Here is a 12,503-nt window from a genome sequence, read left to right on the forward strand (position 1 = left end):
GCGGCGTCTCACTCGGAGCGCTTGAAGTCGTCCGAGCGCACCCCGTAGCGCTTGAGCAACCGGTGGAGGCTCTCGCGCTCCATGCCAGCGCGCTCGGCGGCGTGGGTGACGTTGCCGCTGAACTCCTGCATCAACGCGGTGAGGTACTCGCGGGACACCGTGTCGCGGGCGCCGTCCACCGCTTCGCGGTAGGGCAGCTTCGCCAGGGAGTCCGCCGTGGCCCTCACGCCCGGGGCCGTGGCACCCGAGGTGCCCCCGTGTGACGTGGCCACTTCGGGAGGGAGGTCCTCGGGAGTGATTCGCGTGCCTCGGGCCACGGCCACCGCTCGCGCCACCGCGTTCTCGAGCTGACGCACGTTGCCGGGCCAGTCGTAGGACGCGAGCGCGCGCAGGGCCTCGGCGGTGAAGCCCTCCACCTCGGGCCGTCCCGAGCGGGACAGGAAATGCATCGCCAGCAGCGGGACGTCCTCGCGTCGCTCTCGCAGCGCGGGCAGACGCACCGTCACCACGTTGAGGCGGTAATAGAGGTCCTCGCGGAAGCGGCCCGAGGCCACCTCGGCGGACAAGTCGCGGTGCGTGGCGGCCACCACGCGGACGTCCACCTTCACCGGCACGGTGGTGCCCACGCGTCGGACCTCCTTCTCCTGGAGGGCCCGGTTGAGCTTCACCTGCACGGGCAGCGGAAGGTCTCCAATCTCGTCGAGGAAGAGCGTGCCGCCGTGGGCCTCCTCGAAGAGTCCGGGCTTCGCCACCGTGGCGCCCGTGAAGGCGCCCTTCGCGTGGCCGAACAGCTCGCTCTCCACGAGCTCCGCGGGGAGCGCGCCACAGTTCACCGCGACGAAGGGCTTCGCGGCGCGGGGGCTCTCTTTGTGGACGGCCCGCGCGGCCAGCTCCTTGCCCGTGCCTGTCTCGCCCGTGAGCAGCACCGTGAGGTCTCTCGCCGCGACCTGGGAGATCAGTCCGTGCAGGGCATGCATCGCGGCGCTCCCGCCCAGCAGGCCGTGGAGGTCGGGGGCCGACGCGAGCCGAGCCTTCAGTCCCGCGGCCTCTCGTCCCTGGCGACGCTTCTCCAGCGCGCGTGCCACGACGAGGGCGACTTCGTCCGGGTCGAACGGCTTGGAGAGGTAGTCGTAGGCGCCGTCCTTGATGGCCTCGACGGCCTTGGGGATGCTGGCGAACGCGGTGACGAGAATCACCTCGGTGTCGGGCGCGCGGCGCTTCACCTCGCGCAGCACCGCGAAGCCGTCCGCTCCGGGCATCTGGATGTCCGTCACCACCACGTCGAAGTCACGCGAGGCCAGCAGGGCCATGGCCTGCTCGCCGTCAGCGGCCTCCGTCACGGCGTAGGCGTCTCCGAGGATGCGGGAGAACAGCTTGCGCATGTTCTCCTTGTCGTCGACCACCAGGACGCCAGGTTGCGTTTGAGTGCTCACGCCATCGCCTCCCGCTCCGCCGACACGGGGGGCAGCCGCAGCGTGAAGCGCGCGCCTCCCAGCGGGCTCGTGTCCGCTTCGATGCGTCCTCCGTGGGCCTCCGCGATGGCCTGACTCACCGCGAGCCCCAGGCCCGTGCCGGTGGACTTGGTGGTGAAGAAGGGCTCGAAGAGGCGGCGTCGGTCCTCGGGCTTCACGCCAGGGCCGGAGTCGGAGACGGCCACGCTCGCGCCGCCGTCCTTCGCGGGTGCGATTCGGACCTCAACGGTGCCACCGGTTCCGGCGGCCTCGGCGGCGTTCTTCACCAGGTTGAGGAGCACCTGACGCAGTCGCGCGGGCTGGGCCCACGCGCTCGCCGAGCCCTCCACGCGCACGTCCACCTGTCCGAGTCTCTCCGCCTCGCGCAGCCTCGCCACCACGTCCTCACACGTCTCGCGCAGGGGGATTTGCTCCACCGGGCCCTGGCCCGGACGGGAGAGGTCGAGGAGTCCTTCGACGATCTGCTGGCAACGCACGGCCTCCTCCTCCACCACTCTCAAGTCCTCCGCGAGGGCGCCTTCCGCCTTGCGTTGGAGGATGCGCACATAGCCGAGGATGACGCCGAGCGGGTTGTTGATTTCGTGCGCGACGCCCGCGGCGAGTCGGCCGACGCTGGCGAGCTTCTCGTGTTGAACGAGCTGGGCTTGATGCGTGCGCAGGGCCTCGGTCATCCGGTTGAACTGCGCGGCGAGTCGGCCGAGCTCTCCCGGGTCGTCCTCGGGGATTCGCGTGTGCAGGTCGCCCTGGGCGAGCCTCGCGGCACCTTCGGACAGACGAGCGACGGGGCGGGCCACGGAGTTCCCGATGTAGATGCCCACGCCCACGGCGAACAGCGTGGCGCCGCCGAGGAGGAGCAAGGCCCAGCGGAAGCTGGTGTGCTCGACGGCGGCGACGTGTTCCTCGAAGGAGCCGATGGAGGTGTCGAAGCGTCGCGCGAGGGCCTCGGCGCGAGCCTGGATGAGAGAGACGCGTTCCAAGGCGCGGCCATGGGCGGCGGTGACGGCGGCGTGGTCCTTCGCCAGCACGGCGGGCAGGAGCGTTTCGCGATACAGCCGGTCCAGCGCGTCACCGTTCTCCTGGATGTCCGCCACCCAGGCGCGCTCCTCGGCGTCTTGAGCCTGCTCTCGGAGCTTACGGGTGAGCGTCTCGACGCGTGCTCGCGACTCCTCGTGGAAGTGAACGTGGCTGGCGTTGCCGAGGATGATGGTGTGGGCCAGATGCGCGTACTGGTCCCTCACGGCGGTGGCCAGCTCGAGTGCCTCGCGAACCCGGCCGCCGGCCTCGCGAAGCTCGTGCGAGGCATCATGAATGTCCGCCAGCCGAGCGAGCGCGAAGCCCGAGGCGGCGGTGAACAGCGCCACCAGCGCACCGAAGGCGAGCAGCAGCTTGCGAGTCGTGGAGCCGGAGGTGGGCAGCATCGCGTTCTATATAAGGGAGTGAGGGGCTGTGTGGGTGAGCGATGTCGGCGCTTGCACAGTCTCACTCGCCCCATCACCCAGGTTGTCTCCGCGACTTCCTACCTTCGGTAGAATGCCGGTGTCGTTTCCTCTGTCGGGGGGCACAGCGATGCCATGGCTGACCGTCTGGGTCTGTGCGCTGGCCTGCGCCGTCATGGGCTGTCCGGAGGTGCATCGACGTGACGGCCTTGTGGACCGGGCCGCGCATCAGGATGCGCTGGAGAACATCCCGACACGCTGCTCCAGCGTGGAGCGCGAGCGCTACTGTGGTGGAGCCGCCTCGAAAAGCGCGGAGTGCATCCAACGCTGCGGTGAAGTGGAATGAACTGGCGAACACCCATGGGGGTCGGAGTCGCGCTGCTCCTTCCACTGCCATTGGTGCTCATCCTCGGCGGCACACTTCAACCCGAGAGACCCGAACTCTTTCGAGGACGCCCCGTCAGCCCCCTCCTCTCCAAAGAGGAACGCGGCCCACTGCGGACCTATCACCGGAACTGCACCCGGAGCACCGACTGTGAGGCACTCCTGGGTTGCCTCATGGATGCGCGAGCTCATGCCCAGTACTGCGCTGACAGCCAGTGCCTCACGGATGCGCAATGCGAGGATGGACAACACTGCCAACTCCTCGCGACGGAAGGCCATGGCCCCATGGTGCGCTACTGCTTGCTGCTCGGCGTGCGCACGGAAGGAGAGCGGTGCATCAAGGTTCCCGCCTCTCGGGAAGAGGCCTGCGCACCTGGATTCATCTGCGGGAGTTCAGGAGGATTCTGCGCGCGCCCCTGCTCGCTGACGGAGCCAGAAAGCTGCGCTCCGGACTTCTTCTGCGCGGACACCCAACCCGAACCGCTCTGCCTTCCCACCTGTGAGAAGAGTGGCTGTCCCGAAGGTCAGCACTGCATCCGCCACGAAGAAGGCGCCTCCGCCTGCGCCAGGGTGCTCGGCCCCCAGTGCCAGCAGACACCCTGCCCTTCGGGCCAGACGTGCGAGTTCATGCACGCCTCCCATCTACCCGACCGCATCTGGTCCGAGTGCGAGCAGCGCTGCGGCAAGGACTTCCCCCCCTGCCCCGATGGCCTCGTCTGTGACGGCTGGGCCTGCGAGCAGCCCTGCGACCCCAAGGGCCCCAACACTTGCGACGAAGGCTACCGCTGCTTCCAGCGCCGCCCCTCCAGTCCCTGGGTCTGTCACCCCGACTGGTGACAGACCCTCCCTCCGCACCGTCACGCGGGCAGCGACCTCAGGAACGACAACAGCGCGGCGTTGACCTCCGCGGGGCGCTCCTGCTGAACCCAGTGCCCCGCGCCAGGAATGACGAGGATGTCCTTCAGGTGGGGCACCAGCGGCTTCATCAAGTCCACCGGCGCCAGTGCACGCCCCGGGTCCTTCTCTCCCGTGATGAACAGCGCCGGCTGCTCGATTCGCACCGTCGCCAGCTCCGGCAGCTCCTCCCAGTCCCGGTCCATGTTGCGATAGCGGTTCAACCCACCCCGGAACCCGCTGCCCTCGAACTCCTTCACGAAGTACGCGACATCCTCCTCCGTGAGCCAGGCAGGCAACGTCTTGGGCGTCTCGATGCCCGTGAGGAACCCGTCCCCCGGCTTCCTCGCGCGCACCAACTCCGACGTCGTGTCGAAGCCCGCGACGCTGCCCGCCAGCACCGTGCGCATCGTCCGTGACACATCCGCCTCCAGCTCCGCCTCCGCGACACCGGGCTGCTGGAAGTACAGGATGTAGAACCACTTCTCTCCAAACACCGCCTTGAAGAGCTGCGTGGGAGGCATCGGCGTCCGCCCCAGATGCGGCACACTCATGCCGACGACGGCCCGGAAGCGCTCCGGATGAAGCGCGGCACAGGTCCACGCCATCGCCGCACCCCAGTCGTGCCCCACCACCACCGCCGTCTTCTCCCCGAGCGCATCCAGCAGCCCCACGAAGTCCGCCACCAGGTTGCGCAGGCTGTACGCCTCGACCGGCCCCGGCTTGTCGCTGCGTCCAAAACCTCGGACATCCGGCGCCACGACGCGATAGCCCGCGGCCGCGAGCGCCGGAAGCTGATGCCGCCACGAGTACCAGGACTCCGGCCACCCATGGAGCAGCAACACGAGAGGCCCCTTCCCCGCCTCCGCGACATGAAGGCGAATCCCGTTCGTCTCGAGCGTGCGATGTGTGATGTCGACCATGGGAGGGGCTCCATTCCCCTTGCGAACTGCACCTTCCCGCGAGCATGACAGAGGCTCGGGGCCTCGGGCTCCGGTGTCTTTCGAGGAGCACGCATCATGGCCTTGCGCTTCAAGAACCTGGATGGCAGCGGCCCTCAGCCGTTCAGCAGCGTCTTCAAATGGGCAGTGGCCGACAAGCTCTCCGGCCGCCGCCGCAAGTCGCCCGACCATGCGCCCGTCCCTCGCGTGGAGCCGGACCTCTCCCTGCTCGCCACGCCTCCCGCCCCCGGCGAGGGCGCGCGCCTCACCTGGCTGGGCCACGCAAGCTGGCTCGTCCAGCTCGACGGCCTGTCCCTCCTCATCGACCCCGTGCTGCGCGACGCCATCAACGTCGTCATCCACCGCAACGTCCCGCCCGGCGTCCCCATCGACAAGCTGCCGCCCATCGCCGCGAGCCTCGTCTCCCACAACCACTACGACCACCTGGACCTGCCCACGCTCATCGACGTGGGCGCCCCCGTCGTCACCGGCCTGGGACACGCCCCTGTGTTCAAGGGCTCCAAGCTCGCCGTCACCGAGCTGGACTGGTGGCAGTCCACCCGGGTGGGCCCCGTCACCGTCCACTACGTCCCCTCGCAGCACTGGAGCCGACGCGGCCTCAATGACGCCAATGAGATGCTCTGGGGCGGCTTCGTCGTCGAGGGCTCCAGCGCCCGCGTCTACCACTCCGGTGACACCGCCTGGTTCGACGGCTTCCAGGAGATTGGCCGCCGCTTCCCCAAGCTCGACGCCGCCCTGCTCCCCATTGGCGCGTATGACCCGGAGTGGTTCATGAGCCGCCAGCATATGAACCCCGAGGAGGCCGTCCGCGCCTTCGAGGCGCTCGGCGCCCGGGAGTTCCTCGCCATGCACTGGGGCACCTTCAAACTCACCGACGAGCCGCTCGACGAACCGCCCCGCCGCCTGGACGCCGAGTGGAACCGCCGGGGCTGGCCACATGAGCACGTCCACGTCCTACCGGTGGGTGGAACGCTCACCGTGCGCGGCGGTTGAAACCCACCGGGGCCTGTGTTGAGGGTTGGCCATGCTCCTCGCCACCGCCCTCTCCCTGGCGCTCTCCCAGTCCCCACCGCCGCTCACCACCGCGTCCGAGCAGAGCGGTTGGACTCGCACCGGCCGCTACCCCGAGGTGGAGTCGCTCTGCCGCGCCTTCCCCAATGCCTACCCCGGCAAGGTGCGCTGCGACACCTTCGGCACCACCCCCGAGGGCAGGCCCATGCTCGCCCTCGTCGCCAGCGCCGACGGCACCCTCACCCCCGCCGCCAACACGAAGAAGAGCCGCCCCGTCGTCTTCTTCCAGGGCGGCATCCACGCCGGTGAAATCGACGGCAAGGACGCGGGCTTCGCGCTCCTGCGGGACATCCTCTCCGGCAAGACGCTGCCGGGGGTCCTCAAGGGCGTCACCGCCGTCTTCGTCCCCGTCTTCAACGCCGACGGCCACGAGCGCTTTGGCCCCAACAACCGCCCCAACCAGGTGGGCCCCGAGGAGATGGGCTGGCGCGTCACCGCGCAGAACCTCAACCTCAACCGCGACTACACCAAGGCGGAGAGCCCGGAGATGGTGGCCCTGCTGCGCTACCTCCACTCCTGGAACGCGCTCGTCTACGCGGACCTGCACGTCACCGACGGCGCCAAGTTCGAGCCCGACGTCGCCGTCGGCATCGAGCCGCAGAAGTCCGGCCCGGAGAGCCTGCGCACCCTCGGCGTGAAGCTGCGCCAGGAGCTGTTCCAGGAGTTGGAGACGCAAGGCCACCAGCCGCTGGAGTTCTACCCCTCGTTCATCCAGGACGATGACCCGACCTCCGGCTTCGCCTACGGCGTGCCGCCCCCGCGCTTCAGCCACGCCTACGCCGCCGCGCACCACCGCTTCGGCGTGCTCGTGGAGACGCACTCCTGGAAGCCCTATGCCGAGCGCGTGAAGACCACGCGCGATGTCGTCGCCGGCCTCTTGCGCCTCGTCGCCCGCGATGGCGCCGGGCTGATGAGCGCCGTGAAGGCCGTGGACGCGGAGGCCCAGGCCGGCAAGACGCGAGACGTCGTCGTCGCGTGGAAGAACACGTCAGAGAGCCACCCCATCGCCTTCCGAGGCTACGCCTACGAGCGCGGCGCCTCCGACGTCTCCGGCCAGACGTGGATTCGCTACGACGACTCCGAGCCCCAGGTGTGGAACGTGCCGTACTTCGACAAGGTGGAGCCCGCGCTCACCATCTCCATCCCCTCGGGTGGCTACCTGGTGCCGCCGTCCCACGCCGCCTGGGTGGCCGAGAAGCTCACCACCCACGGCCTGCGCTTCCAGCGCCTGTCCCGCCCGACGCCCGCCACCGACGTGGAGGTCTTCCGCGCCACCGAGGCGAAGTGGAGCCCCCAGTCCAACGAGGGCCGTCAGACGCTCTCCGTGCAGGGCACGTGGGCGAAGCAGTCCCAGGCCCTGGCCGCGGGCGCGCTGTACGTCCCCACCGCGCAGCCGGGCGTGGAGCTGGTGGCCCACCTGCTGGAGCCCACCGCGCCGGACTCGCTGCTGGCGTGGGGCTTCTTCAACGCCCACTTCGAGCAGAAGGAATACGTCGAGGACTACGTGCTGGAGCCCTTCGCCCGGGAGCTGCTCGCGAAGGACGCCACCGTGAAGGCCGCGTGGGACGCGAAGCTCAAGGACCCCGCCTTCGCCAAGGACCCGCGCGCCCGCGTGCGCTTCTTCTACGAGCGCCACCCCGCTCGCGACACCCAGCACCGCGTCTACCCCATCTTCCGCACCGCCACCGCGCCCACGGGCCTCACCGCCGGCCGGTAGCCTGAGGACTCCGGGCCTCGACTCCCGGGGGCTCACGACGCCCTGAAACACGAAGGCCCCGGAGGCTTCACCGCCACCGGGGCCTTCTTCATGTTCCGACGAAGCACTCCGAAGCGCCGGCACTCAAGAGGAAGGCCGGCGCGTCACGTCACCGTCAGCCGATGATGCCTTCGCAGACGCAGGTGCTCGGGTTGCACGCCGTGTTCGACGGGCAGCCGCCGCAGTTCGCCTTGCACGCGCAGGAGCACGAGGCCGCATCCGGCGTGGACGTGGAGCCGCAGCTCAGCGACGACGTGTCACACGCGCAGGCGCACACGTTCGGGTCGAACTTGTAGCCCGCCGCGCACGTGGCCGTCTGGACGCACGAGCACGCGCACGTCGCCGAGTTGCACGACTCATACGTGCCGCACGTGCCACCGCAGTCCGAGGCGCACGTGTACGCGCACACCGCCGGGTCCGTGTTGCACACCTGGCCCGGAGCACCACCCCCACCACCGCAGTCCGACGGGCACTCGCACTTGTCCGTCGTCCGGTTGCAGGAGAGCTTGCCGTCGCAGTAGTCCGCTTCCGTCGCGTCGTAGTACGGGTCCGCGCGGCACGGAGGAGGCACGCCGTTGGCGTTCGTCGTCCGGTCGCTCCAGTAACGGTAGGACACCGCCGCCGCCGTGTTGTCCGCCTGCGGCCGGCAGCCACCGAAGAACGACAGCGTGCGGTTGATGCCGTCCACGTCGAAGCCGTTGGTGCGGCTGCGAGGCAGGTCCGACGCCGTGGGGCACGCCACCGCGTCCGCCACCGTCGCCACCGACACCTTCACCGACGCGCCGATGGGCGGCTGCTGGGTGCGGTAGCCCACCGACGCGATGACGCTGTCGATGATGCCGTTGATGGTGGTGGTGATGGAGGTGGAGTTGCGGATGCTGCCCACCACGCCGCCCGTCGCCTGGATGATGTCCAGGTGCTTCGGGTTGCGGGGGTCCTCCTGGTTGTGACACCACGTCGCCGTGTTGCTGGTGGCGAACTCCGGCGGGCAGATGATGCCGTGGACCTGGATGACCTGGTTCAGCGGGTTCTTCGTCGCCGCCGTGGTGCCGGTGCTCTTGAAGTACTGCTCGAAGGTGGCGATGGAGTCCGCCGAGTAGTCGTGCGTGTCCGTGAGGATGACGACCACCAGCTTGGCGCCGTCGCGGATGCGCGTGTCCGAGGACGTGCCATTCGGCACCAGCACGTTGTTGATGGCGGCCCGCGCCGCTTCCATGGGCTTCTCGTCACCCCAGCCGCTCAACCCCACCCAGCACGACTGGTTGTTCGTACAGGTGGTGGGTGTCGTCCCCGCGGGGATGGTGAGGTTGTTGCACTGGCCGGTGGCGCAGGTGCTGTTCTGCGTCAGCCACGCGCGGAACTGGTTGACGTTGCGCGTGAAGCCACGCACCAGGTTGCGGTTGACGTGGTTGTTGTTGGTGGAGGTGTAGCTGGTGGTGATCATCGCCAGACGCCAGTCCAGCGTGGAGTTGGCCAGCTTGTTCGCCACGGCCGTGGCCGCGTCCGCCAGCGACTGCTGCGAGCTGGACATGGAGCCGGAGTCGTCCACCACGAAGAGGAAGTCCACCACCGCCTGGCGCGAGGTGAACAGCTCGCACTGCACCGCGTCCGCGTCGCCGAACTGCGCCAGCGCCGAGCCGCCTGCCGTGTCCGCCAGCGCGAACAGGCTGCCCGCCTCGTTGTAGCGAGCCGTCGGCGTAATCGCGATGACCACCAGCACGCTGTCGTTGGAGCGGTGGACGTACTGCGCCTGGATGGTGAACGGACCGGCGATGCCCGCCGAGCCCGCCAGCGAGCCGGCGCTCGAGGGCACCAGCGACCGCACCAGGTTGTTCGTCTGCGTCTTCAGGTCATCGCCGCCCGCCAGCGAGTAGCGCGCCGCCAGCGCCGCGTAGCCGTCCCAGGTGGTGAAGGTCTGCGCGTAGTCACTCGTCGCGGAGGAGAACGAAGCGCCGCGGATGCCCGCCTCGTCGCCCGCGGGCGTGGTGGAGCCGCCCACCGCGCCACGCTTGTACGCAATCAGCGTCACCTGATTCGTGTCGTCCCAGCCGATGACGCCCACCGTGGAGCCCGCCACCGTGATGTTGGTGATGTTGGCGTCCTTGAACGTGGCAGGCAGCGCGAGCCGCACGTCCGCGCCGTTGTCCTCCTTGAAGGTGACAGGCCGCAGGTTGTTCGCGCGGCACGCCTGACCCGCCGGCGTGTTGGGCGCGCCGTCCGCCGGGTTCTTCGGATCCAACTCGTTGGCGTCCACCTGGCCGTTCTGGTTCGCGTCCTCCGCGCCGTCCGCGATGCCGTCACCATCCGAGTCCGCCGTCGTGGGGCTCGTGGTGGTGCCCGGGTCCGTGTCCCCCGAGTAGCCACAGTCCTTGCGCGGCGCCGCGGCCGTCGTCACACCGCGCTCCACGCCGTCGCGAAGGCCGTCGCCGTCCGTGTCCGGGTTGGTGGGGTCCGTGTCGTTCCCGTCCACCTTGCCGTTGCCGTTGGCGTCCTCACCCAGGAAGCCACCCCGGCCCGGGCCGTCCTGCAGGCCGTCACAGTCGGTGTCCGCCAGGCGCGGGTCCGACTCGTTCGCGTCCACCTTGCCGTTCTTGTTCTCGTCCTCGATGCCGTCGTTCAGGCCATCGCCGTCCGAGTCCGCCGCGTTCGGGTTGGTGCCCGTGGCGGTCTCCACCGCGTCGGGGATGCCGTCGAAGTCCGCGTCGGGGATGGAGGCGGCGCAGTCGGCCACCTTCGGGTCCGTCTCGCCGGTGTCCCGCACGCCGTTGCGGTTGCGGTCCTCCTCGCCGTCGCTGCACGAGTCGCCGTCCGTGTCCGGATTGAGCGGGTTGGTGCCCATGGTCCGCTCCTGGCTGTCCGACAGGCCGTCGCCGTCCGTGTCGCGCTTGCGCGGGTCCGTCTCGCCGGGGCTCACCGTGCCGCTCTGATTGGCGTCCTCGACGCCGTCCGCCAGCCCGTCACCATCCGAGTCGATGGCGTTGGGGTCCGTCTCACCCACCTCGCGGGCGCCATTGCGGTTGGTGTCCTCCAGGCCGTCGGGGATGCCGTCGCCGTCCGTGTCCGCCTTCACCGGCGACGTCACGGAGGTCGGGTCCATGTCCGCGCGGAAGGAGCAGCCGGTGTTGATGCTGGAGGTGCGGCCCACTTCCACGCCGTCGCGAATGCCGTCGCCGTCGGTGTCACGACGACCCGGGTCCGTCTTCAACCCACCCGCGTAGACGTTGGCGAACTCTTCCGCGTCCGTGAGGCCGTCGCAGTCGGAGTCCTTGGTCGGGTTCTTGCTGTCGTTCACATCCGTCGGCACCGTCCCCGGGTCCGGGTCCGGGTCAGGCTCGACGCCCGCGTCCTCCGGCGGCGGCGGGCCGCTGTCCGGGATGGTCGTACCCGCGTCGTCGTCACCATTTCCGGAGGGCTTGGGGTCTGGGTCTGAATCACCGCAGCCGGCCAGCAACGAAGCTGACACGAGCACGCAGGCAATGAGCCGGGCGAAGGGCATGCGCATCATTCGACTCCATGGCCCTGACTCCGGGGGGGGTTGGGATGAGTCAGGGGGAAACCGAAGTCTATGAAGACCTGAGCCTTTTGGTCAGGGACTATTCCCCTGCGTACGAGTCCTTCGTCGCTCTTCGTATGCTCGCTGTCCAACCTCATGGGCGGATTGCGCCATGACTGTTGGCGAACAGAGTTCGCGGGGTGGGAAGCGTCGGCTATCGTCTCTTTCGTGCCTGTCTTCGGTCTCGCGGCATTGTGGAATAGAGGGGCTTCACCAGAACGCGCCGCGGCGGTGGTGGAGGGGCTTGGCGAGATGCTGCCCTCCGCTCAATCGATGCAGCTCGTGGTCGCCGTGCAGGCCGAGCAGGCCGGTATCGAGCTCAAGGTGGAGGCCCCTGGCTATCCGCGTGCCGCGGTGGAGCGGCTCGCCGACGAGGTGAAGCGCAGTGGTGGCACCTTCGTGGAGTTGTGGCGCCTGCCCAAGCTGGAGCGCGATGCGCTTCGCAACAGCACCTTCGCGGGAGGGCGCGCGTTTGGGGGCGACGAGCGCACCGCCGCCGCGCGCGCGCTGGAGCAGCACGTGAGCGCGCTGGCCACCCGGCCCGAGCCTCCCGTGCCCGCGGCGCCGCCTTCGCCCCCGGCGACACCGCCCGCCGCCGCCGTGCCCCTGGCGGAGGATGATCCGCGCCGCGTGCCGTCCGCGCCTCCGGGCAGTCCCCAGCGCCGGGGCCGCCGCTTCGCGGTGAGGCTGGAGCTGGAGTTCCGCACCGAGCTGGACTTCGTGCGGGAGCACGCGCTGAACATCTCCAACGGGGGGCTCTTCGTGCGCACCGCGCACCGGCCTCCGACCGACAGCGTCGTCACCGTGGACGTGAGGCTGCCCAACGGAGAGCATCTCCAGGGAGAGGCCGTGGTGGTGCACGTGGTGGATGACCCCTACAGCGGCGGCGTGGGGCTCGCGTTCCTCAGTGACGACGCGACCTTCTCCCAGACGCTCGACGGTTACCTGGCGAGCCTGGTGGGTGGGGCGAGCTGA

General features: G+C 69.4%; 9 protein-coding genes. 5 read left to right on the forward strand and 4 right to left on the reverse strand.

Annotated features, from left to right (window positions below; all coding sequences use genetic code 11):
• Positions 1–8 precede the first annotated feature (8 nt).
• Positions 9–1,433 (reverse strand): sigma-54-dependent transcriptional regulator, encoded by a 1,425-nt coding sequence (locus tag LZ199_RS18795; protein ID WP_323389793.1) that lies wholly within the window; start codon positions 1,431–1,433, stop codon positions 9–11.
• Positions 1,430–2,890, reverse strand: coding sequence for a sensor histidine kinase (locus LZ199_RS18800; protein ID WP_253995096.1), 1,461 nt, complete (start codon positions 2,888–2,890; stop codon positions 1,430–1,432). The genes LZ199_RS18795 and LZ199_RS18800 overlap by 4 nt, the downstream gene beginning before the upstream one ends.
• A gap of 148 nt (positions 2,891–3,038) precedes the next feature.
• Here LZ199_RS18800 and LZ199_RS18805 point away from each other — a divergent pair, with 148 nt between their 5' ends.
• Together LZ199_RS18805 and LZ199_RS18810 are read left to right on the forward strand one after the other, a co-directional pair.
• The gene (locus tag LZ199_RS18805) at positions 3,039–3,254 is read left to right on the forward strand and encodes a hypothetical protein (protein WP_253995097.1); all 216 of its coding nucleotides are present in this window, start codon (positions 3,039–3,041) and stop codon (positions 3,252–3,254) included.
• Between the two features lie 665 nt (positions 3,255–3,919).
• Positions 3,920–4,129 carry a hypothetical protein gene (locus LZ199_RS18810; protein ID WP_253995098.1) on the forward strand — a complete coding sequence of 70 codons (210 nt, stop codon included), beginning with the start codon at positions 3,920–3,922 and terminating at the stop codon, positions 4,127–4,129.
• Between the two features lie 20 nt (positions 4,130–4,149).
• Here LZ199_RS18810 and LZ199_RS18815 read toward each other — a convergent pair whose 3' ends face one another.
• Positions 4,150–5,109, reverse strand: a complete 960-nt coding sequence (locus LZ199_RS18815; protein ID WP_253995099.1) for an alpha/beta fold hydrolase — start codon at positions 5,107–5,109, stop codon at positions 4,150–4,152.
• Between the two features lie 96 nt (positions 5,110–5,205).
• Here LZ199_RS18815 and LZ199_RS18820 point away from each other — a divergent pair, with 96 nt between their 5' ends.
• Both LZ199_RS18820 and LZ199_RS18825 read left to right on the forward strand, forming a co-directional pair.
• Positions 5,206–6,141 (forward strand): MBL fold metallo-hydrolase, encoded by a 936-nt coding sequence (locus LZ199_RS18820; RefSeq protein ID WP_253995100.1) that lies wholly within the window; start codon positions 5,206–5,208, stop codon positions 6,139–6,141.
• A gap of 31 nt (positions 6,142–6,172) precedes the next feature.
• Positions 6,173–7,936, forward strand: coding sequence for a M14 family zinc carboxypeptidase (locus tag LZ199_RS18825; protein ID WP_253995101.1), 1,764 nt, complete (start codon positions 6,173–6,175; stop codon positions 7,934–7,936).
• A 154-nt stretch (positions 7,937–8,090) separates the two neighbouring features.
• Here the strand turns inward: LZ199_RS18825 and cglD are convergent, their stop codons facing one another.
• Positions 8,091–11,477, reverse strand: a complete 3,387-nt coding sequence (cglD, locus tag LZ199_RS18830; RefSeq protein WP_253995295.1) for an adventurous gliding motility lipoprotein CglD — start codon at positions 11,475–11,477, stop codon at positions 8,091–8,093.
• Between the two features lie 219 nt (positions 11,478–11,696).
• Here cglD and LZ199_RS18835 point away from each other — a divergent pair, with 219 nt between their 5' ends.
• Entirely contained in the window at positions 11,697–12,503 is an 807-nt protein-coding gene (locus LZ199_RS18835; RefSeq protein ID WP_253995102.1) for a TIGR02266 family protein, read from the forward strand.

Source organism: Myxococcus qinghaiensis (assembly GCF_024198215.1).
GTDB lineage: Bacteria > Myxococcota > Myxococcia > Myxococcales > Myxococcaceae > Myxococcus > Myxococcus qinghaiensis.